The sequence below is a fragment of the Streptomyces sp. NBC_01571 genome (assembly GCF_026339875.1).
Lineage (GTDB): Bacteria > Actinomycetota > Actinomycetes > Streptomycetales > Streptomycetaceae > Streptomyces.
This window is the reverse complement of the sequence record NZ_JAPEPZ010000001.1, coordinates 8,647,610-8,671,217: the sequence shown is the minus strand read 5'-3', so window position 1 is coordinate 8,671,217 and position 23,608 is coordinate 8,647,610. Positions and strand designations below refer to the sequence as shown.

General features: G+C 70.2%; 11 protein-coding genes and 1 pseudogene. 6 read left to right on the top strand and 6 right to left on the bottom strand.

Annotated features, from left to right (window positions below; all coding sequences use genetic code 11):
* Nucleotides 1-47: 47 nt before the first annotated feature.
* Nucleotides 48-974: pseudogene (locus tag OHB41_RS38830) on the bottom strand (IS3 family transposase); the annotation flags it as partial.
* A gap of 241 nt (nt 975-1,215) precedes the next feature.
* Between OHB41_RS38830 and OHB41_RS38825 the strand changes: the two are divergent.
* Nucleotides 1,216-1,680 (top strand): acyl-CoA thioesterase, encoded by a 465-nt coding sequence (locus OHB41_RS38825; RefSeq protein ID WP_266704103.1) that lies wholly within the window; start codon nt 1,216-1,218, stop codon nt 1,678-1,680.
* Nucleotides 1,681-2,529: 849 nt separating this feature from the next.
* On the opposite strand, the gene OHB41_RS38820 is transcribed toward OHB41_RS38825, so the two are convergent.
* The 4 genes from OHB41_RS38820 to OHB41_RS38805 form a co-directional block, all read right to left on the bottom strand.
* The gene (locus OHB41_RS38820; RefSeq protein ID WP_266697310.1) at nt 2,530-3,846 is read right to left on the bottom strand and encodes an IS701 family transposase; all 1,317 of its coding nucleotides are present in this window, start codon (nt 3,844-3,846) and stop codon (nt 2,530-2,532) included.
* 133 nt (nt 3,847-3,979) lie between these two features.
* Entirely contained in the window at nt 3,980-4,711 is a 732-nt protein-coding gene (locus OHB41_RS38815; protein WP_266697431.1) for a hypothetical protein, read from the bottom strand.
* A 273-nt stretch (nt 4,712-4,984) separates the two neighbouring features.
* A complete protein-coding gene (locus tag OHB41_RS38810; RefSeq protein WP_526024982.1) occupies nt 4,985-6,247 on the bottom strand; it encodes an IS701 family transposase in 1,263 nt (420 codons plus the stop codon).
* Between the two features lie 402 nt (nt 6,248-6,649).
* On the bottom strand, nt 6,650-7,084 hold the full coding sequence (locus OHB41_RS38805) for a transposase (protein WP_266706462.1): 435 nt from the start codon (nt 7,082-7,084) through the stop codon (nt 6,650-6,652).
* A gap of 309 nt (nt 7,085-7,393) precedes the next feature.
* On the opposite strand from OHB41_RS38805, the gene OHB41_RS38800 reads away from it, so the two are divergent.
* Genes OHB41_RS38800 through OHB41_RS38785 form a run of 4 tightly spaced genes read left to right on the top strand, consistent with a single transcriptional unit; the run spans nt 7,394 to nt 11,860 of the window.
* Nucleotides 7,394-8,497: a tyrosine-type recombinase/integrase gene (locus OHB41_RS38800; protein WP_266697518.1), complete on the top strand. Its 1,104-nt coding sequence runs from the start codon at nt 7,394-7,396 to the stop codon at nt 8,495-8,497.
* 14 nt (nt 8,498-8,511) lie between these two features.
* Complete coding sequence (locus OHB41_RS38795) at nt 8,512-8,859, top strand: helix-turn-helix domain-containing protein (RefSeq protein WP_526024906.1); 348 nt, start codon at nt 8,512-8,514, stop codon at nt 8,857-8,859.
* Nucleotides 8,856-11,288 carry a site-specific integrase gene (locus OHB41_RS38790; RefSeq protein ID WP_266697517.1) on the top strand — a complete coding sequence of 811 codons (2,433 nt, stop codon included), beginning with the start codon at nt 8,856-8,858 and terminating at the stop codon, nt 11,286-11,288. Before OHB41_RS38795 ends, OHB41_RS38790 begins: the two co-directional genes overlap by 4 nt.
* A gap of 26 nt (nt 11,289-11,314) precedes the next feature.
* The gene (locus tag OHB41_RS38785; RefSeq protein ID WP_266704101.1) at nt 11,315-11,860 is read left to right on the top strand and encodes a GNAT family N-acetyltransferase; all 546 of its coding nucleotides are present in this window, start codon (nt 11,315-11,317) and stop codon (nt 11,858-11,860) included.
* Here the strand turns inward: OHB41_RS38785 and OHB41_RS38780 are convergent.
* On the bottom strand, nt 11,838-12,731 hold the full coding sequence (locus OHB41_RS38780) for an IS1380 family transposase (RefSeq protein ID WP_266704098.1): 894 nt from the start codon (nt 12,729-12,731) through the stop codon (nt 11,838-11,840). The genes OHB41_RS38785 and OHB41_RS38780 overlap by 23 nt on opposite strands.
* Before the next feature lie 368 nt (nt 12,732-13,099).
* On the opposite strand from OHB41_RS38780, the gene OHB41_RS38775 reads away from it, so the two are divergent.
* Complete coding sequence (locus OHB41_RS38775; RefSeq protein ID WP_266704096.1) at nt 13,100-20,398, top strand: hypothetical protein; 7,299 nt, start codon at nt 13,100-13,102, stop codon at nt 20,396-20,398.
* Nucleotides 20,399-23,608: the final 3,210 nt, after the last annotated feature.

Below are 23,608 nucleotides of genomic sequence, written 5' to 3'. Positions count from 1 at the left end.
CGCACACCTCCGAGATCAGGGTGTTGCGACGACCGGTTGAATCCACCCTGCGAGCCTCTGTCCGCATGAAAGATCACGCCGTCCACGTGGCCGCCGCGGACCGCCACCGCCATCTTGAGGGCGTCGATGACCAGCTCGGCCCGCATATGGGTGGCCATCGAGTAGCCGAGCACCCGGCGTGAGTAGATGTCCAGGACGCAGGCGAGATACAGCCACGACCCGCCGACCTGCACATACGTGATGTCACCGCACCACTTCTTCGTCCAGCTGCCTGGCGGAGAAGTCACGTTGGACGAGGTCCGGGGCAGGCGGTGCGAGGCGGTCCGGGACCGTGGTGCGTTTACGGCGCCGCAGATGGAGGTCCTCCAGGGCGTGCTTGCGCATGAGCCGCTCGACGCGCTTGCGGTTCACCGTGTGTCCGAAGCCCCGCAGCTCAGCATGGACACGCCGCACTCCGTACGTTCCCTTGTGGCCGGTGTGGATCTCGCGGATTTCCGCGGCCAGGGCATCGTCGGCAGCCTGCCGCACCTCGCGGGCCTTCGCGCCGGCGATCCACCGGTAGAAGCCCGAGTGCGAGACCTGAAGCACCCGGCATATCCGCTGCACGCCGAAGTCGGCCCGGTTGTCGGAGATGAAGCCCCAGCGGAGGGTCATGCCCTCATCTCCTTCGCGCAATACTGGGCCGCCCGGCGCAGGATCTCCCGCTCGAGTTCCCACTCCTTCTCCGCCCTGCGTAGCCGGCCGTTCTCCGCCCGTAGCCGGGCCAGTTCCTCATCCCTGCCCTCGGCGACCAGCTCGTCGCGGTTGCCGCGGCCCGCCTGCTCATCGGCCTGGCGCACCCAACTGCGCAGCGTCTCGCCGGTCACCCCAACATCCGCCGCCACCGCCGCATACGTGCGCTTCCCACCCGCCGCACGGTACAGCGCGACGGCATCGTTCCTGAACCCCGCCGGATACGGAGACTTCCGTCCCACCAGAACACCCTTCCTCGGATCTGCAAGATCCATTGTCAGAGTCTCCACACCACCGGGGTCGCCTCACCTTGGGCGCTGCCCGGCTCTATCGGACACAGGGATGGGCGTCGCTGCCCGACCGGGCACCGTCGGACCCGCACCTGCTGCCAGTGTCGCGCATCACACGTGTGAACCCGTCGGCGGGACACGCCCGGCCGCTGAAGTACTGGATCATGTCCTGTACATAGCCGAGGAGGTAGTGATGACGGAGACTGTTCCGGCGGTCAGCATGGCGACCGCCAACATGGGCGTCCTGATACCGCTGAGCGTTCACTTCGACGACCTGGACCCGATGGGGATGCTGCACAACACCCGTTACCAGGCGCTGGTCGAGCGGGCATGGGTCGCCTTCTGGCGGAAGCACGGCTTGATCAGCGAGAAAGGCCCTGAGGGAGACAGCTTCAACGTCGTCAAGGCGTTCACTATCACCTACAACCGTCCCATCGTGATGTTCGGCGAGTACGCCGTGCACCTGTGGATCGAACGCATGGGCGCCACGTCGGCGACCGCGGGCTACCGAGTGTGCTCCGCGGACGGCGAGACGACCTACGCGTACGGCAGCCGTACCGCCGTCCGTCTCGACCCCACCACGCTGTCGCCCACACCGTGGTCCGAGAAGGTCCGGAAGACCGCTCGCCTCCTGCAGGGGCCGCAGGACAGCCGATGAGTGGATCTCCGCCGGGGAACGGCTCACGGCCCGGCGCCGCCCGTCCTCCGGCGGGCCGTGTCCCCGTGGCCGCGTGAGCCCGAAGAAGAACCGTCCGGGCCGGTGCGGGCGGGCGCGGGGAGCGGGTGCTGCTGGTCTGGGACGCGCCTCCGGTGGCCAGCCGATGCAACACGACTGGTGGGGACCGACCGAGTAGGCGAACTGGGCATCGAGCGTGCCGTAGTTCAGGATGCTGCCGCCGTAACCGGTCCTGCCTAGCATGTGCTTGTCGGTGGTGGTCACGTAGTCCAGGTAGGCCAGCCGCGCGTTCGGGGCCCACCAGGCCGGCGTGGGGCTCTGTTCCCCGGCCGGGCTCATCTCGTGACCGGTCACCCAGGACGCGAGGCTGCCGCCCCAGCCTGAGTACGAGAAGATCGGCACCAGGCGGAGGCCCGCCGCGGCGGCGTTGGCCAGCTCCTGGTCCAGCTCCGAGAAGTCGAAGGTGCCCCGGGCCGGCTCGATGACGTCCCACGGCAGGTTGATCTCGGCGGTGTCGGAGCCCTTGTCCCGAAGCTCTGCGAAGTCCGCCTGGGACCACGGCGTGCCGTTGTCGTCCCAGAACAGCTGCGTGGCCCAGAGCGTCCCGGACGAGCCGGCGGCGGCCTGAGCTGCACGCACCGGTGACTGCTGCAGTGCTTCGGCACCCGCGGCCACAGCGCCGGAGGCCGACATCACGGCGAGCCTGTCGACCTCAGCTTGACGATGGGCCGCGTGGTGCTGCGTGCCATGAGGTGCCCCTTTTACGTGCACCCGAGTCGATTGACCCCGAGCATGTCACTCGACTTTCGACGTTCTGACAGGCTCGGGGAGTCACGCGGCGGCGTCGGTGCTGGCCGCGGCCCATGCCTGCTGGACGGTGCGGATTTCCTGCTCGGTGGGCTGACCTGGGCGGGTGGGCATAAATCGGGCGGCGATGATCACCCGTCGGAGCTTGGCGACCATGTCGGACAGTGACGGGTCGGTCTTGGTGGTGTACCAGGGGGCGCGCTCGCGGTGCTCGGCCACGTCGCCGGGCTGGTGGCCGTGCAGTGCGTACCAGACGACCGTGATCGTGTAGCAGTACAGGGCGAAGGGCACGGTGCGTTCCACCGCGGCCCGGGTGCGGTTGTGGGCCTGGCCGGCTCCGAGCAGGCCGCGGGCCTCGGCGAAGGTGACCTCGATCGACCAGCGCCGCGCGTAACGGGTGATCAGCTCGGCCGGGCTGCTGGTCAGGTCGGTGGTGACCAGGGCCAGGTCGTAGCCGGTGTCGGTGGTGTCGTCGCGGAGCAGGATCACGCGCACGGTGCGGGTGTGGAAGGAGCCGTACCACAGGCAGGTGACCTCGGCCAGATGCACCTGCTCGGTACGTTGGTAGCGCGTGACCTGTACGGGAGCGAAGTCGGCGGTGGCCGCGAGCTGGGCGGGCGTGCCCAGTCGCGCGCCCTTGAGCGCGGGGCGCCCGCGTTTGCCGGTCCTGGGCGGGGCCTGGGCGAACAGGACCGAGGGTGCGGGCAGTCGGGTGGTGAAGGTGCAGGTCGCGGGCAGATCGCGTAAGGCTTTGCCGTGGTAGGCGGCGTCCGCGACGACATGAACGCGCCGGCCGTGGTGGCAGGCGGCCAGCAGGCGGATCATGGACGCGGCGATGTCGACTTTGCTGCCTTCCTGCCCGGGTCGCCACAGCCGGGCCATGACAGGAAGGCACACCGGCCGGGCCAGGAAGGGCAGGTCGACGACCAGGCCGATGACGACGAAGCAGGTCCCGCGCCCGACACCCCGGGGTCCGGTGGCCGCGCCGTCGTGCTGCCAGGCCGCACCGAAGACCTTCTTCCCGCGCCGCTTGAACAGCGTGTCGTCCACCGCCACCGTCAACACCGCACCTGCGGGCAGGAGTTGGCGCACGACCAGGTGGGACAGGGAGATGCCCAGGATGTCCGGGTTCCACGGGGCGCGGGAGAAGAAGGTGTGGGCGCGGTCGTGGGACCATGCGCGCGTCAACCCGACACCGGTGAGCATCCCGGTCACCGTGCACCGCCCGGTCTGCGCGATCAGACCCGTGACCAGCGCCGTGAAGGTTCGAAACGTCGGCGCGGTGAAGTTGCCCCGTACCAACTCCAGTACGGCGAACAGCGAAGCGGGCACAGTCGGCATCGCAGGTATCCCTCCCCGGGCGCGGTCGCCACACCACCGATGCTGCCGCGGCCCCGCCCACCACGGGCCCGGACACCCGGTGCCTCACCCGTCAAGGTGATAGCCACCGGGCTCCCCCGCCCCGGGGTCCGGCCTACCGGCGCGACCAGGACAACCGACGCCGCGGCTGCTCGGGGAAGGCAATGGCACAGTGGAAGCCGTCGTCACCTACGGCGCGCCGCAACGTCCGCGCCACCGCCTCGGGATCGTCATAGGGGCCGTTGACGTAGAAGGGCTTGCCATCGCGGCCGAAGCGGATCGGGCAGGGACCGGCGGGCTCACCGAGGACAGCGGCGGCGGCCTCGAAGTCCGCCTCGGGATCGAACCCGAGGCCGCGAGCGTAGGCGGCGGCACCGAACACCAGGGCGCGGGCAAGCTCGGCAGGAACCGGCACATGCCCCTCGAAGGCGCCGAAGTAAACCGCCCGGTGCCCGCTCAGTTGCCTCTCGCCCATCGGCTCCGGGGCAAGCGCGTTCTTCACCCCCAGACACCACACATCCAGCAGGAACCCGGCGACCTGCGCCTTCGCGGAGCGCGTACTGTCCGCGGCGACGAGCACGGCGACAAGGCCACGCACCTCCTCGGCGTCAGAAGCCCCAGGGTCCAAGGCCGCCCACTGCGGCGCGCCCTCAAGATCCACGCTGCGGCTCCAGCCGGCGTTCACCCAGCAACGCGGCTCGTCACGCACCGACGCCGAGACCTGCACGGCACCGTTGAGCACCCCGCCAACATCCCTGACGCCCACCCCCAACGTCCTGGCAATCGCCTTCACCGACCGACCCTGCTGGTCCAGTTGCCGTACCTGCTCTACAAGCCGCTCATCCACAGCCTCACCCTACGACCGCCGCCAAGACCGCAGGACCCAAACGCCAACAGCCACACTCGCCAGAGCGACCCGCGAAAACGTCGAAAGTCGAGGGGGCCTCGATGCGACATAAAAACAGCCTACAGACTTAAGACCGGCTTTTCTGGCGCATCACACTAGTAGGGCTTCGTTAGGTCCTGTGGTGGGGTGTGGGTGTGGGTTGGCCGCATATCGAGCAGGCGCCGGTCCAGGTGGCCAGGATCTTCTGTAACTCGCGGAGGACCGCGTAGAGGGTCAGGCCGGCGCAGGGACTTTTGGGTCGAGGCGGAGCATGGTGCAGAAGGCCTGGGCGAGGGCTGTGAGGGTGACGTGGCGGTGCCAGCCGAGGTAGGTGCGGCCTTCGAAGTGGTCCAGGCCCAGGCCGTCTTTCAATTCCCGGTAGTCGTGCTCGATGCGCCATCTGATCTTGGCGATACGGACCAGTTCGCGTAGCGGGGTGTCGGCGGGCAGGGTGGAGAGCCAGTAGTCGGTCGGCTCGGCGGCGCCGGGTGGCCATTCGGCCAGCAGCCAGCACTCGGGCAGACTGCCGTCGACATCACGGGGGATGTCGCGGTTGGCCGGGCGCACGCGCAGGGCCACGAAGCGCGAGCGCATCTCGGCGCGCGGGTTGCGCGGGCCCATCTTGCTGCCCTGACGCCAGGTGACGGTGCGAGCGGCTCTTCGTCCCGCGGCCAGGACGAGATCGCGCAGGCTGCTGTGCGGCATCGGGTAGGCGGGCCGGGGCGGGCGGCCCCGGCCGCTGTAGGGCGGGCGCTCGGGCCGCACGTCACCCGGGTAGGCGCTCGTGGTGCCCTTGACGGCGACCGCGTAGGCCAGGCCACGCTCGGTCAGGCCCAGGCGGAAGCCGGTGGTATCGCCGTAACCGGCATCGGCGACCACCGGCAGATCCGGCAGTTCCCACTGATTGCGAACTTCGTCGAGCATCTCCAGCGCCTGGCGCCACTTCTCGCGGTGTCGGACCCGGTCAGGGATGCCCGCCCTCGCCCGCCGACGCCGGATCGCCTCCGCCAGCAGCGTATCGCCGCTGTTTTCGGCATCGTCCCAGCTCTCAGGGATGAACAACCGCCAGTCCACCGCCGCCGAGGCGCGGTCGGACACCAGGTTGACGCTCACCCCTATCTGGCAGTTGCCGCGCTTGCCCAAGGCGCCGCAATACATCCGGGCCACCCCTGGGGAGTCGTAGCCGTCCTTGGGGAAACCGGTGTCGTCGATCGCGTACGCCTCCGGGGCGATGTGCGCCGCCGCCCACCGGGCCACCCGCCGTCGCACCTCGACGTAGTCCCAGGTGGAGGAGGAGACGAACTGCTGCAACTGCTGGTGGTCCACACGCAGGCGCTCAGCCATCGGCTGCATCGACTTCCGTTTGCCATCCAGCATCAGCCCGCGCACATACAGCTCGCCCTTGGCCCGCTGGTCCCGCCGCGCGAGCGAGCCGAGCATCTCGGCCGCGAACGCCTCCAAGCGCGGACGGACCTCGTCCATCTCCTCAGGTGTCACACCCGATACAAGATCACACGCTACCCAACAGGCGGCAGTTGGGGTACCTAACGAAGCCCTACTAGACGCTTCTCCACCACACGCGACACCGCCACCTCGGTCCGCGGACGCAAAGCCGAACGACGAGGCACACCCTATGAGTTGCTCATACCAGGAGAGAGACCGAGAACCACCGATCATTACGCGACTGTCAGCACATTCGAGTTGTGTCCCTTTTCGCAGGGTCGCTCGGGTGGTTGAGCCCGGATCCACCGGCTTGATTCCGGGTTGATCGTTTCGGGGTCGTGCAGGCTGTGTCGGGGCTGAGTTGCGGATTCGGGCATGGGGCGGCCGCTGGTCTGCCCAGCTCTTCCACTTTGTCCACGGGTCTCGGGCCCATTCGGGCAGGTCGGTCAGGGAGCGTCAGAGGACTGGTGGTGCGTGCACGATGCTGAAGAGCTGGGCGAAGTCCTCCCTCCAGGGCCAGCGTTCGGGCAGGTGCAGGGTGAGGCGGCGGGCGGAGCGGGCCAGGCGGGCGGGCACGTTGATCAGGTGGTCACGGATGGTGGCGGTGGTCGCTTTGGCGTGGAACGTGGAGGCCAGGGCGCCGGCGGCGCGGGTGAGGTTGTGTGCCAGGGCTGCCAGGGCGAGCCAGGCGGCATTGGCCTGGAAATGACCGGACGGCGCGTGGGCGAAGGCGCTGTTCTTGACATCGGCGATCACCTGCTCGACGACAGCGTGCCGTCGGTGATCGCGCTCGGCATCGGCCAAGGAGAGTGGGGAGTCGGTGAACGCGGCGTGGTAGCGCCAGGTATCGAAGAGCGTGCCCTGCCCGGCGGGGACGCCACCGGCGTTCAGGCGTTTGACGCGGCGTACGATCAGACGGGCGGTGACCTGCTGCTTCTTCGGTTTGGAAGTGAAGGCGGTGTAGGGGACCTCGGCTATCTCGGCGTCGGAGATCCAGCACTGGCCCTCCTCGTCCCAGACCGCCTTGGGGTATTTGGACCCTCGGGAATTGCATCAGACGGGCGAGAAGTCGCAGGTCGCCAGCTCACAGCGACGGCTTCGCGGTCTCCGACGTTACTACGAACTAGCGGTCTGAGCAGGCATGTTGCCGAGGCCATCCCGTTTGATGCATGATCTGCCCTCCAGAAGGGATGGTCTGGAGTGGTGCATCAGCAGAAGGTGGTCCTGGCCGGGTCGGCTCGCATGGAGCTCGTGTCCGGGGTGGTTCAGCTGCGTCCGGAGGACGCGATGTTCGACGCGATGCTGCGGGGCTGGCGGGCTCAGCAGAAGTCGCGAGGGCTGAAGGACGAGACGATCGACCCCAGGGAACGGCTCGTCCGCCGGTTCCTCGAGTTCGCGAACGACTACCCGTGGCAGTGGACGCCGGCCCACATGGACGAGTGGTCTGCCTCGTTGACGAGCGAGAAGCATTTGGCGCCGTCCACGCTCCGCAGCTACCAGGGCGACATTCGGCTGTTCACCGAGTTCCTCATCGATGGCCGCTACGGCTGGGGCCCCGCCTGCGAGGAAGCCTTCGGCGCCCACCCTGTGGCGGTCGCACACGAGTGGAACACCCTGCCCCACCTGCAGGACTACGAAGGCGACCCAGAAGCACGGCCGTTCAGCCGCGAAGAGCTGCAGCGGTTCCTCGACTACGCCGACGACCAGGTCGCACGCGCCGTGAAGTCCAAGCGCAAGGGCGCCCTCGCCGCCTACCGCGACGCCACCCTCTTCAAGGTCATCTACGGCTGGGGCCTCCGCCGGACCGAGACATCGAAGCTGGACGTGGTCGACTTCGGACGGAACCCGAAGGCTCGCCAGTTCGGCCGGTACGGCACGCTCAACGTCCGCTACGGCAAGGCAAAGAAGGGTCAGCCGCCACGTCGGCGGAACGTGCTGTCGGTGATGGACTGGGCCGTCGAGGCGGTCGAGGACTACGTCGAGAACGTCCGGCCGCGCTTCGGTTTCCCCGATCACCCAGCACTGTGGATCACCGAACGCGGGGGACGCCTACAGCCCAGTTCCATCAACGACCGGTTCGAGGCATACCGGGACGCCCTAAAGCTCCCAAAAGATCTAGTTCCGCACTCAATTCGTCATTCTTACGTCACGCATCTGACCGAGGACGGGGTGGACCGACGCTTCATCCAGCAGCAAGTCGGTCACGAGTGCGACAGCTCCACGGCCATCTACACGCACGTCAGCGACGACTTCATGAACACTGCCCTGAGCAAGGCCCTGGCCCCGGCGTTCGCCGGCGTCTGACGAGGAAGGACCTGATGATGGCCGCCAAGCTCGACTATCACTGGCACCTGCGCAAGGTCATGGCGGACCGCGGGATGTTCTCCACCACCGACCTCATCCCGCCGCTGAAGGAACGCGGCATCACGCTGTCGTCGAGCCAGGTCTACCGGCTCGTCGTCGAGCGGCCCGAACGCCTCAGCCTGAAGATCCTCATGGCCCTGCTCGACATCCTCGACTGCACCATGGACGACCTCATCGAACCCATCGCCGCTGCCGGCTCCGCGACGAAGCCGAAGAAGGCTGCCGCAGGCGGGACGTCGGTCTCCGAAGGAGTAGGCGATCTGCGGCCCCGGCGGGCCCGGATCAGCGGAGTCGACCGGTGACCGGTCTTGCCGAGGAGGTCGTCGCGGATCCGGTCGGCCTGGTCGTGCGGCTGGTCGGGAACGTCGAAAAGCACCTGCCCGCCGAGCGTGTCCGCGACATCGTCCTCACAGTCGTACGCGCACGAGCGGGCCGCCGCAGCCTCGCCCAGGCCCTGCACGACGACCCGTCGCTGCTGCGGACCGGCCAGCCACCGGCGCCCTACTGCGTCGCAAAACTACTGATGTCCCTGCACGACGCCGGCGCCCAGGACGTCGCACTGCCCCGCTGCGGCGAGTGCGGCCGCGCATGCCGCTACGTCGGCAGCAGCACCGGAGGACGATGGGGCTGCTCACCCTGCTTCGACAAGCCAGCCATCTGCGCGGGCTGCCACGAAGAACGACGCGTCGTCAGCCGGGACCGCAACGGCGAGCCCCGTTGCCAGAACTGCCCCGACACCGACGGCGATCCGATTCGGGAACTCACCGAACTCATAACGAACCTCGATCCCGCACTCGATGCCGACGCGATCCTGACCGCGCTCGGATGCGCCACCGTCCGGCCCGCCGGGCAGCGCCGCCTGGCCTGGGCCGTCGTCGCCCGCCCCGAGCTGCTGACCGGGGCCGGTTACGAAGCCCCTACTCCTGCTGCCCTGCGGTTCATCGATGAGCTCGTCGCGGCCGGGGCGACCAAGGTCGTCCGGCCGGCCTGCCCGCGCTGTTACGGGGTGAAGGCACTGTCCAAACTGCTGGAGGGCAAGAGGATCTGCCGGGCCTGCTTCGCCCGCCACGCGGCCGTCCCGTGTTCCGGCTGCGGCGCCGTGCGTGAGCCCGCCACCCGCGACTCCGAGGGCCGGCCGCTGTGTCCGAACTGCATGATCAGACAGCCCGACAACCTGGAGGAGTGCGTCGGCTGCCGCCGACGCATGCCGGTCGCGAACCGGCTGCCCGACGGCCCACGCTGCAACAACTGCCGACCGAGGATCACCGCTGAGTGCGGCATCTGTGGACGGACGGTGCCCTGCGAGATGTCCCGGGCCACCGGCCAGCCGTGGTGCGAACGCTGCCAGCACCGATGGGTGGCCTGCAGAGGCTGCGGCACCGTCGCCCAGGCCCGCGGCGGCACCTGGGAGGCGCCGTTGTGCGCGAAGTGCACCAACCCCGACCCCGACTTCTGGGGCCGCTGCCCGGTCTGCACCACCACCTGGCAGCTCAGTCCCCGCCCCTGTCAGCGATGCGTCCTCGACCAGCAAGTACGCGACCTCCTCGGCAACGCCACCGGAGCCCTCCGTCCCGAACTCGCCCCGTTTCGCGAGGCATTGACGAGTGCCGAGCGCCCGGACGTCGCCATCGCCTGGGTCTCCCGCTCGAAGGCCCGCGACCTCCTCGAGCGCATAGGACGCGACGAAAGGCCCGTCACCCACGAGGTCCTCGACGAACTCCCCCCAGGCAAAGTGCTGGCCCACCTGCGCAGTGTCCTGGTCGCGACCGGCACCCTCCCGCCTCGTGACGAACGGCTTATCGCCCTCGAGAAATGGATCGCCGAGACAGTCCAGGCCCGCACCGATCTCGCCGAGCGCCGGATCCTGCACGGCTACGCGGTCTGGCACCACATGCGTCGGCTCCGACGACGCCTCGGCGAAGGCCACGCGACTCGACTCCAGGATCTGAACGTTCGCTGCCACGTCACCGCAGCCGACAGCTTCCTCACCTGGCTCAACAGCGAAGGGCTCACGCTGGGGACCTGCACCCAGCCGGACCTGGAACGTTGGATGGCCGATGCCACGGTCAGCTACCGCGACGAGACCGGCCACTTCGTGCGCTGGTCGGTACAGCACCGGCATGCCCGCGGACTCACCTACGGCACCCTCCGCTGGACAGGCCCACAGGGCGTCATCGACAGCGAGAAACGCTGGGCCGACGCCCGGCGCCTCCTCAACGACGACACACTGCCGACCCCAGACCGCGTCGCCGGACTGCTGCTGATCCTCTACGCACAGAAGATCGCCACCATCAGCCAACTCACCGTCGACGACGTCCACATCGACGGGGACACCGTCTCCATCACCTTCGGCACCTCGCCAGTCGTCCTCCCCACACCACTGGCCAGCCTGGTCCGCGAGCTCGTCACGACCCGCCGCGGCAAGGCCAAGATCGGCACCCCGGACGACGTTCCCTGGCTGTTCCCGGGCGGCCATCCAGGGCTCCCCCTCACCGACAGCCAGATCGGCAAACGCCTTCACCGAATTGGGATCCGGCCCAAACAGGACCGTTCCACCGCGCTGTTCACTCTCGCCACCGAAGTCCCCGCCGCGATCCTCGCCCGGATGCTCGGAGTCCACATCAAAGTCGCCGTCCAATGGCAGCAAGCATCAGCCGGGGACTGGGCCGCCTACGCCTCAGACGTCGCCCAGCGGAACCGTGACCAGCACAACTCGAAAGCCCAACCTTGACCGACCCGAAAGCGAGACTTCCCGTTATGACCAGTACGAACACCCCTGTCTTTCACCAGATCGTCCGCCCGCACGAGATCACAGCAGAACTGAAACGCGAACTGATCGACTGCTGGATCACGGTCACCAACGCCGGCGGGGCCGCCGGGTTCCCCTTCCCGCCCGTCGACACAGACCACGTCACTCCCGTCGCCGACCGGCTCATCGCCGACCTCGATCCCGATAGCAGCCGACTCCTCCTCGCCGTCATCGACGGCAGCCTCGCTGGCTGGCTGAACATCCGCCGCGACATAAGCCCGGTCGTCGCGCACTGGGGCACCATCAACCACCTCCAGAGCCACACCAGTTTCCGCGGTCGCTCTATCGGCACTGCGCTGATGAACCGGGCCCGTGAGATCGCCCGCGACGAGATGAACCTCAAGCAGCTGCACCTCGCTGCACGGGGCGGGGTCGGGCTCGAAGACTTCTACGGCCGTCTCGGCTGGAAGGAGATCGGACGATGGCCTGGCGCCCTTCGGCTCGCTCCAGATGACGACCGCGACGAGATCCTCATGATCCTGGCGCCGCTGTGATCCGTTCCCGCCTCCCCGCCGGGAGGGTATTCGGACGGTTCCAATACCCGACTCCACCATTAATCGGCGTCCAGGCGTCCTCGTCGATGCGGGCGATGGCGGCCTTGACGGAAGCGTTCATCCGCACCGTGACCGAGAAACGGGCGCCCAGCGTCCGGCAGGCATTGATGACGTCGGCGCCGTAGAACGCGGAGTCCGCGCGCATCACCAGCAGGCCACTGGCGCCGCAGGCACGGGCGGTGCGGATGGTCTCGGCCACGAACGCCGCCGCCCCGCGTGCGGAGTTCGAGGGCCCTTTGCGCAGCCTGGTGGCGGCGATCACGGGGGCGGACAGGGGTGTGGAGACGATACCGAGCAGTGCGTTCAGGCCCTTGACCTTGCTGTATCCGTACCCGGTGCCTTGTTTGGCGTAGCCGTAGGTGCGGCGGATGGTGTCGTCGATGTCCACGTAGGCGGCCTGGTCCGCGCCGGGCAGCAGTGGGGTGTGACGGGCCAGTTCGGGCAGGAACCGGCGGGCCACGGCGTGCAGTTGCTTCACATGCCCGTGCGTGAAGGAGCGCAGGAACGACCCCAGCGTGGAGGGGGCCCGCACTCCGCAGAACAGGCGGCCCATCGCGCCGTGCCGCAGCCGGTCCATGTCCTCGACGCTGTCGGCGCCCGCGACCATGCCGCCCACCAGCGACATCAGCTTCGCCGCGGGGAAGGCACCGGTGCCGTCCTTCGAGGCCGGCAGACGGATGTGCTCCCCGGCCAGAGCCGGCAGACCGCACCGCTCGGCCAGCCGCACCACCGGCTCCAGCCCGCCGTACGCGATCAGGTTCGGATCATCAAACGCGGATGAGACCGCCGCCGCGGCATGGGAAGATTGCATCTCGGAAGTGCCTTGCTGATCGTGCCTGATGTGGTCCTAGAGAAACCCCATCATCGCAGGTCGCAAGGCACTTCTTCGTATCCGGAAGAACTATCCACAGGCATCAGCCGGTGGATCCGGGTTCAGTCCGGCCCGTCCTGCTGACCGCTCGCCGGCCGCGTCCGGGCCGGACGGCCCACCCGCCCAAATGCACAGGCCGGCCAGAGGCATCACCTGATGTCCGGCCCGGTGGGTGAACCCTCCGGGCGGGTGTTTACGTGTGCAGAGTGTGGAGTGTGGTGTGCGTGTGCCGGGGCAGCGGGTGGGCCGGTGGCCGGTGACGGCGGACGTGCCGCGGTACGGACAGGGGTGTGCGGGGTGGGTGGGTAGTGGATCTGTCGCCGGGCTCGCCGCTGGGGAACCTGCTGAAGTTCCTCACCGGGATGGAGTGGCCTGATCTCGACGAGGCTGCGATGCGGCAGCGTGTGGTGGAACCGCATGTGGAGCTGCAGCGGGACCTGCGGGAGCTGCAGGACCTGATCGCGCAGGTGTCGCACTCCGTCCAGGGCGCGGTCGAGGGCTCCTGGAGCCAGGCGTACGCGGCGGCGATGGCCACGTTCGGCACGGGGGCCGGGGCGGACCGGATCAAGGCTTTGACCGACACCGCCGAGCAGCTGGCCCGGTACGGGGAGAAGACCCGGGCGGACGCGGCGTATTACAAGAACATGACCGTCATCCAGCTCAACCTGTTCCTGGTGGAGTGGTCGCTGGTCATGGCGATGGCGGTGTGGAACCCGTTCGGCGCGCTGGCCGAGCAGGCGGTGCTGCGCGCCACCTACCGGGCGATCCTGCGCAGTGTGATCTTCCGGTTCCTGGCGGGGCTGGCCGCGCAGGAGGTGCTGAACGTCGGGCTGGCGGCGGCGACCCACGAGTTCGCGAAGTGGCTGACCCAGGAGCAGGGCTACACCCTGGAGGACTCCGGCCAGCTGCTGAAACAGGCGGTGGGGTTCGGGGCGCTGCAGGGAGTGTTCAGCGCGTTCGTGCCGTTCGTGGGCGGTGCGCTGGGGGGGCTGCTGGGCAAGGCGTTCGGGCGGGACGCGGCCGCCACACTGCGGGGAGCGGTCGACGCCGCGCTGGATGCGCCGCCGCACACCGCCGCGGGCCGGGAACCGGGCAGGGCCGCGGGCCGGGAACCGGCGGCCGGAGCGGGTCCGGACGTGCGCTCCGCGGTCAGGGACTGGGGCGAGGACCTCGCCCAGCGCACCGCGCGCCTGGCGCGGGCGCTGCGCGAGGGCCGCGGTGACGGTGTCACAGCGGTGTCCATCGGTGTCGGGGACCTGTTCGAGCAGCATCTGGGCCAGTTGATGACGGCGGGTGCGGCACGGGAGCTGGGCGAGGGCTGGACACGGGCGTTCACCCGGTCCTTCGGCACCACGCACATGGAGGCGGCACTCACGGCGGCGCTGCACACCCTGCCCGCCGAGGCCGCGGTGCTGCGGGGGGTGTTCTCCCGGGACGTGGCCCGGGCATTCGCCCCCGACTTCGGCCACAAGATCACCGCGCTGGCAGGAGAGGCCGCCCTGTGGGGCGGCGCGATGAACCTGGCCGAGGGCACCTACAACGCCATCACCCTGGGCGAGTTCACCACCTCCCTGGCCACGTTCACCTCCGGCGCCCTCGGCGCCCTCCTCGGCCACGCCGGCGCCCACCTGGGCGGCAAAGCCGGCTGGAAACTGCGTTCCGCCCTCGGCCTGGGCAAACCCCCCACCGTCTCCACCACCACCACCACCACCACCGGCACCGGCACCAGCACCGGCACCGGCCCGGGTGCGGGTGCGGGTGCGGGTGCGGGTGCGGGGGGTGTGAACGCGCTGCCCGGCCCACACCATCCCCTGACACGGCCCGCCGGCACCTTCTCCTTCACCCCCCGGCGCACCACCACGACCCTCTCCGACGGCCTGCCCTCCTACTACCGCCCCGGACCCCACGAACACAAACCGGCCACGACCAAGCCGGCCGGCCTCACCGGTACACCCCCACAAGCAGACACAGACACCACCACCAGCACCACCAGCACCACCACCAGCGTCACCGGCACCAGCACCAGCACCAGCACCAGCACCAGCACCAGCACCAGCACCGGCACCAACGTCACCGGCACCGTCACCGGTGCCGGTGAGACCCCTGCCGGCCGCCACACGACCACAGACGCGCACACCGCCCCGCACACAGGTACGCAGACGGGTGCGCGGGCAGACGCGCACACCGCCCCGCACCCGGGTGCGCGGGCGGCTGGTCCGGAGGGAAGCCGGGCGACGGAAACGGCCCGCCCGCACCCGGCCGCCCCGCACACGGCCGCCCCGCACACGGGTACGCAGACGGGTGCGCGGGCAGACGCGCACACCACCCCGCACACCACCCCGCAGACAGACGCGCACACCACCCCGCACACCACCCCGCACACCACCCCGCAGACAGACGCGCACACCACCCCGCGGGCGGGTGCGCGGGCGGCTGGTCCGGAGGGGGGCCGGGTGACGGAAACGGCCCGCCCGCACACGGCCGGCCCGCACACGGGTACGCAGACGGGTGCGCGGGCAGACGCGCACACCGGCCCGCACACCACCCCGCAGACAGACGCGCACACCGCCCCGCGGGCGGGTGCGCGGGCGGCTGGTCCGGAGGGGGGCCGGGTGACGGAAACGGCCGGCGTGCACCCGGCCGGCGGGCACGACGGGCTGCCTGTGCATGCGGGTGGCAGTGTCACTCACCCGGCGGGCGGGCACGCCGGTCTGCCCTCGTACGCGGATGCCGTTCTTGACAGCCCGCCTTCGTATGCGGGTGCCGTTCCCGGCGGCCCGCCCTCGTCTGCGGGTGCCGACGGCGGCCGGGGCGGGGCAGGGGGTCCGTCGGCGCGGTGGGAGGAGTTCCGGCAGCAGCGGGACGCGGCGTTCCACGACCGGCTGGCCGCGGCGGAACATCTGTCGGGCGGGCGGCTGGACAGGGCGCGGGAGGAGTTCGTACGCGCGGATGTGTTCGCGGGCCGGTACCTGCCCGCCGGTGACACGGCTCACGGGCAGTTCCTGGAGGTCTACCACGCTCATGTACGGGCCCGGCTGGAGGAGCTGGCCGGGCAGACAGGCGGCCGGGTCACGCCCGCGCAGCAGCGGCAGGTGCTGGCCGAAGCGGAGACCGTGCTGCCGCGGATGTGGGAGCAGCTGTCCCAGCACCAGCGCCATGGGCAGGTGTTCGGGGAGCGGTTCGAGCGGGCGGTGGCCGACTACCGCCGCCAGGACCTGTTCGGCGGCCGCTACCTGAGCGGCGGTGACCGGGTTCACGGTGATCCCGTCCCCGCCGGGCGTGAAGGCTCCGGCCGCCGCGGGGACCTGGCCGGGCAGGAACGGCTGCCGCAAGAACCGCAGACGCGGCAAGCCCTGCCGCAGGAGCGGGTGGCGGTGGATCAGTTGCGTGAGAGGCTCGAGGCCGTACACCGGCAGGCGGTCACCGCACTCGGCCGGATCTCCGGTGGCCCGGACACGCCTGAGCACCTCCAGGCGCGTCAGGAGGCACAGGCGCTCATCGCCCGCCTGTATGAACAGCTGCCGGCACAGATCCATCACCTCGGCATGCGGGAACGGCACATCGCGCAGGGCCTGGACGTGTTCGACACCCTGGCCGGGCAGGTCAAGGAGACCGGAGTCGAGATCCCGGGTCCGGTGCTGCAACGGGCCCGCGCGGACCTGGCCGACGATCTGCGCACCGCGCACACCGTCCTGCGTGAACACCACGGCGACACACGCCACTTCACCGGCCACTGGCAGCAGCATCTGCAGGAAGCGACCGGCCGGCGGCTGCTGCTGGAACGTCTGGAACACGCCCGGGTCCGCCACGAACGCCTGGAACAGGCACGCGACCTCTTCCACCGTGCGGCAGACACCTTCGAGGACAGTCCCGCCCACGGAGCACCCCTGGGCGAAGCCGGACGCGAACGGCTCGCCCGCGTCTTCGACAAAGACGTCGAACACGCCGTCGACACCGACTGGTTCAGCCACCCGGCCCACACCGACTACCGCCGCCCCCCACGACCCGCCGGCCCCCGCGTGCCCGCGGCCGGCGACACCACCCCGGCCCGCCCCTTCCAGGACAGCCTGGACGCCCTGCACGCCGGCCTGTCCCGGCGCATGATCCACGAAGCCGAGCGCCAGACACTCATGGAACAAGCCGGCCAGGACTTCCACACCCTGACCGGCCACCCCGACAGCCCCGCCCACCACTACCACATCGACGAACCCGCCCTGGAACGCCTCGCAGAAGAATTCCGCGAGGACACCCTGCGCGTCCACGACCGCATCCAGACCGACACCGACCCCACCCTCCCCCGCACCGACGACAACGAACTCACCGCCTGGCTCCGCCACGAAACCCGCCACGAAAACACCTTCCACCACACCCTCACCACCGCACGCACCACCCCCCCACCCACACCCCGCCCCACCACCACCCCCGCCGGCACACCGGACAACCCCCGCCCCACCACGGACAACGACCCCACCAGCACACCGGACAACCCCCGCCCCACCACGGAAAGCGACCCCACCACAAACACAGGCACCCGTCCCGCCACCGACCCGGCCCGCACCCCCGCACCCCCCCTGCCCACCACCTCCCACCCCCCCCTGCCCACCACCTCCCACCCCGCCCTGACCACGCAACGGACCACGCAACGGACCGCGGACCGGACCACGCAACGGGCCACGGAACGGACCACGCAACCAACCACGGACCGGACCACGGACCAGACCACGGACCAGACCACGGACGGGACCGCGGACGGGACTGCGCAACGGACCACGGACCAGGCCGCGGAACGGACCACGGACCAGGCCGCGGAACGGACCGCGGACCAGGCCGCGGACGGGACCGCGGACGGGGCCGCGGACGGGGCCGCGGACGGGGCCGCGGAGCCAACGACGGAGCGGACCGCGGAAGGGACGGGGCAGCGGCCCCCGCGGGCGGACGCCAGGGACACCCGCAGGACCGGGACCGCCGACCACACAACCGGCGCGGCCGGGGACGGGACCCGGCAGGCGACGGCCACACCGTCCCAGGACCACCCGGCCGACCATGCCGCCGAGGACGCCTACGCCGTCATGGCCGGCACACCCACCAGAACCCAGTCACAAGCCCAGGCCACCCACCCCACCCCCTCCACCCGAAACAACACGACCGAGTCAGGCACGACCCGGACCGGCACGGCCGAGTCAGGCACGACCCGGACCGGCACGGCCGAGTCAGGCACGGCCCGGACCGGCACGGCCGAGTCAGGCACGGCCCGGACCGGCACGGCCGCAGCCGCCGCACCTGCCGCAGCCGGCGCAGCCCAGGCCACCGCCGGGCGGAGCCGGTGGAGGGAACTGGCAGCAGCCTCCCCCCTCGACGCGAGCCTGCTGCAGGTCCACGTCCACGGTGAACTCCACCGCCTGGGACACACGGTGACCGGCCCGCTCTCGGCCGCCGTGGCCCAGCACTACGACGACCTCGGCCCGGCCTGGGACTCCCAGCCCGTGCAGCGCCGTGCGACCGCCCTCGCCCACCTGATCGCCACCGGCACCAACCCCTTCCCGGCCAGCCGGTGGCAGGAACTCACCGCCCACGACCCGCGCCGGGCGAGCCGGCTGCGGGTACTGGCCGCAATCGAGCTCCACCGGGCACAGCACCCGGGGATGTCGCGGAAGACCGAAACCTTCGCGCACGCCTACGACCACCTCGCCGACCACTGGCACACCCAGCCCCTCGCAGACCAGGCCACCGCCCTCGCCCACAAGATCCTCACCGGCACCGACCTCCCCCTCGGCACCGCCCCCGGCGCACCCGGACGGACCAGGGCGGCAGACGACCGTGACGCCGCGGACCGGCTGGAGCGCACCGTCAGGGCCGAACTCGCCGCCCTCGGCCACCCGGCACACGACCTGCCCCCCGCACCGAAACTCGTCCGCGACTACCCCCTCGACCCCGCCTGGCACACCATGTCACCCGGCCACCAGGCCGAAGCCGTCGCCCGATGGATCCACACCGGCCTCCCCCCCGGCCCACCCACCCAGACCCCGACAGCCCCCACCCGGCCCGCAACGGCGCCCACCCCCACACCCCCCGCCACCCAAACACCCACCCGGACGCCCACCCCCGCACCCGGCTCCACACCCCCCGCCACCGAAACACCCACCCGGACGGGGACGGCCGGCTCCCCCGGCACTGCTCCGGCACACCAGGACGACCGGTTCCTGATCGAGGAAGTCCGGCGCGAATTCCGCTACCTCGCCCCCCACCCCACCAAGGACCTGCCCACCGCCGACGCCATCCGCGAGGCCGACCGCAACCTGCCCAAACAGCCCTGGCCCGTCACCCAACGCGAACGAGGACAACACCTCGCACAGATCCTCCTCACCGGCGAAAAAACCAGACTCCTCGGCGGCGCCGACAACACCACAACCCGACCCCCCCGACACCTCCACACAGCCGGCACACCCGGACAAACAACCAGCACCACACCCGACAACGAACCCCTCCAGGCCGTGTTCCGCTCCCTCCCCCCGGACATACGAGAAACCGTCACCCAAGACGAGGCCTGGACCACCTACCTGACCTACCAGGCGCAGGCCGACGCCCAGACCCGCCCAGACGACCCCTCGGCCCCGGACACAGCCCGCCGGACAGCCATCGACCGCACCATCGCCGTCCTCACCGCCCGCCACCGGCCCCAAACCCACACACTCACGGCAATGCTCGACACCCCCCACCCCCCCGCCCACCCACCGGCCGAGCCGCAAAACCCCCACCACCCCCACCCACCACACACACCACCCGCCCCCCACACCACAACCAGCCCCGAACCCGACCCGACCACGACCAGCGACACACCCCTGCCCGACCGGCCCACCCAACCGCCCCCGCCCCCGCGCTCGACGAGTTCACCCGACCCCTCTCCGGCCTGCCCGCCGACTTCCTGGCATTGCTCGACTGGCCCACCGGCGAAACCGAACCCTCCACCAGGACACCCCCGGCACACCCCCCCGCCCACCCACCGGCCGAGCCGCAAAACCCCCACCACCCCCACCCACCACACACACCACCCGCCCCCCACACCACAACCAGCCCCGAACCCGACCCGACCACGACCAGCGACACACCCCTGCCCGACCGGCCCACCCAACCGCCCCCCCCCGCGCTCGACGAGTTCACCCGGCCCCTCTCCGGCCTGCCCGCCGACTTCCTGGCATTGCTCGACTGGCCCACCGGCGAAACCGAACCCTCCACCAGGACACCCCCGGCACACCCCCAGCCCACCACCACAACCCGGGACCCCGGAGACAACGAGGGCTTCCTCGCGTACGGCCGGACCGGCCAGGACGTCGCGGACGTCGCGGACGTCGCGGACAGCCGGACCGGCTGGACCGGCTGGACCGGCCAGGACGTCGCGGACGTCGCGGACAGCCGGACCGGCTGGACCGGCTGGACCGGCTGGACCGGCCAGGACGTCGCGGACGGCTGGACCGGCTGGACCGGCGGGGACGTCGCGTACGGCCCGGACGAGACCGGTGACCGAATACCGGCCGGCATGGCGGACCAGTGGGGCCCACCACAGGACCCGGGCACGGAGCAGACGCCGCCCAAGGTCCCCCAATACGTGACAGACCAGGCCGCAAACCGCCACCTGACCGTGTACCCGGTCCCGGCAGACGGTGACTGCTTCTTCCACGCCCTGATCGCAGCACGCGACATGCAGGCACCGGACGGCCCGCCCGCGAACACCACCGACGTACGCGCCGCCCTCGCCGAAACACTCCAACAACAACTGCGACTACACCCTCAGCACCCCCACCTCGCCCCCTGGATGCCCGCCGCACGAACCCAGGTCCTGACCGCACTGGCCGACCACGCCGCCCACCAAGCCGGCCACACCCAGGGCACAGACGCATTCACCCAGTACGCCAACGAATTCTCCCAGGCCCACGCCGAAACCCGGCCCGACCAGCAGGACTGGCAGCACGTCATCACCAGCCTGCTCACCCCCGGCCAGTGGGACACCGTCGCCGGCGACCTGGCCCCCGCCCTCGCCGCCCACCACTACAACATCCGGCTCCACACCCTCCACATCCACCCCGGCCACGCCCCCTGGATCCTCACCTTCGGCCCCGAAAACGCACCCGAACACCACCTCGTCCGCACAACCGGCAACGGACCCGAACACTGGATGCCCGCCCACCCCACCACCACCACTGCCCCAGCACTGGCCGACGCCCCAGCCCCAGCACTGGCCGACGCCACAACCCCAGCACTGGCCGACGCCACAGCCCCAGCACTGGCCGACGCCACAGCCCCTCACGACAACCAACCCGCCACCCACCCAACACCCCCCCACACCACCACTAACACCGCCCACACCACCACCCACCACAAAACACGCAAACACGCCCGCCCCACCCGCACACCCCACCAAGGCCCGCACACGAAAACTGACCCGACGTTCGACCAGTACATGCAGGCTTTGGAGCAGTGGCGTAAGGAAGCCCCCGCCGGCCAGGACCGCAGCCGCCTCCTGCCCCCAAAAGACGCTTCCGTGCCCCTCCGCGGTCCCGGCGCCGAAGTCGTGCACGTCCGCATCGGCGGCTGGCTGAACAACCTGCAGCGCAACGGGAAGGGGCTGACCGAGGGAGAGGCCAATAAGCTGCGGACACTCGGCTGGACCCTCGAGAAGGTAGGGGAGGTAAACAGGAGCGGCGTTACGCTGACGCGCTACAAACTGAAGCCCACCCCAGATCAGCACCACCACATTTATCGGCCGGTAGAGCAGTACCTGCAGGCTTTGGACACGTGGCGTGCCGCCCACGTGAAGCACAAAACCGGCATCCCCCCCTTCCGTGATTCCGCGCACGTCCGGGGTGCCGATGGCCGAGAACAGTCCGTCCCCATCGGCATCTGGCTCGACAACCTGCGGCGGAGGGGGCTGAAGAATTGGGATTCTTTGCTGCCGGATGCTCTGAGAGCGCGCGGTATCCCCACCAAGGAAGAGAACGGCCACCTCCGGCGCACGGACGAGGCAGGGTCGGTGGTGCCGGTGTGGGGTGTGGAGGTCTACCTGCGTGGCCTGGCCACCTGGCGGGCCGCCGCCCCCGCGGGCGAGGACCGCAGCACCGCCATCCCCCCCGACGGCACCTACATCACCCTCACCGACCCCACCCCCACCCCCCTCACCGACGCGAGCAACACCGACTGGGAACACAACGCCACGGACAACGCCGCCACCACCAGCGGTGCAGACATCCCCATCGGCACATGGCTGTTCCAGGCCCGCCATCAGGGACTGACAGGACTGACGGACCACGAGATCACCCAACTGCAGGCCGCCGGCCTGCATATCGGGGAAACCGACACCAAAACCAGGCGCACACGTCTGTACTGGAACCACCCCGGAACAACAACCCCCACCCACACAACCAGCCCCCGCCACACGGGCACCAGCCACCAACCCGACACACACCAACACCCCACCCACCCCACCACAACCACAACACCCGCACCCCCCAGCCGGAAAAGGCCACGGCCAGCAGACGACGCACAGACAGGTGAACAGCCACCCGGCTCAAATCACGGACGCCACGCGAAACGCGGGAAAGGGAGGCCCGCAGCCGAGCCCCCGCGAGGGCGCGGCGGCAGGCCCCCCCAGACCGCCCGGGAGGGCGACCCCACCACCACCACCGCTGCCGCTGCTGCCGCTGCTGTTGCCGGGCAGGACAGGCCGGCCCCGCCCGCCCCACACGCCCAGCCCGCACCCGGCCTGCCGGCCACACAGCCAGACACCGGCACCTCCACCCGGCCCGCACCACCCATGAACACGGACACGCCGGCCCCGCCCACGGACCCCAGCACCTCACACCACCCGGGCCTGCCGGAAGACACCACCTACCAGGCACCGACCGCCCCGGACACCACGACCTGGCCCGCAAACAACAACACACCCCCGCCCCCCTGGTGGACCACGACCGGTGACGCAACCACCCTCCCAGACATGCCCGGCTGGTTCCCCGGGCCCCGCGCCGGCGAAGCGGAACCGTCCACCAGGACCCTGCCGACAGATCCCGAGCAACCGACAGCCGACCACGACTGGCCCTCCCTTCCCGGCACGCCGGCACCACCCGGATTGGACCCGGACACGGAGCAGACACCGCCCGAGGTCGCTCCCGGACGGCTTCGTCCGCTGATCGAGCGGTACATGCAGGCTTTGGAGCAGTGGCGTAAGGAAGCCCCCGCCGGCCAGGACCGCAGCCGCCTCCTGCCCCCACAAGAAGCTTCCGTGTCCCTCCGCGTTCCCGGTGCCGAAGTCGTGCACGTCCGCATCGGCGGCTGGGTGCACGACCTGCAGCGCAAAGGGAGGGGGCTGACCGAGGACGAGGCCAATAAGCTGCGGACACTCGGCTGGACCCTCGAGAAGGTAGGGGAGGTAAACAGGGGCGGCGTTACGCTGACGCGCTACAAACTGAAGCCCACCCCAGATCAGCGCCACCACATTTATCGGCCGGTAGAGCAGTACCTGCAGGCTTTGGACACGTGGCGTGCCGCCCACGGGAAGCACAACACCGGCATCCCCCCCTTCCGTGATTCCGTGTCCCTCCGGGGTGCCGATGGCCGAGAACGGCCCGTCCCCATCGGCTTCTGGCTCGACAACCTGCGGCGGAAGGGGCTGGAGCAGCCGGGTGGTTCTTTGCTGGCGGGTGCTCTGAGAGCGCGCGGTATCCCCACCATGGAAGAGGACGGCCGTCTCTGGCGCACGGACGAGGCAGGGTCGGTGGTGCCGGTGTGGGGTGTGGAGGTCTACCTGCGTGGCCTGGCCACCTGGCGGG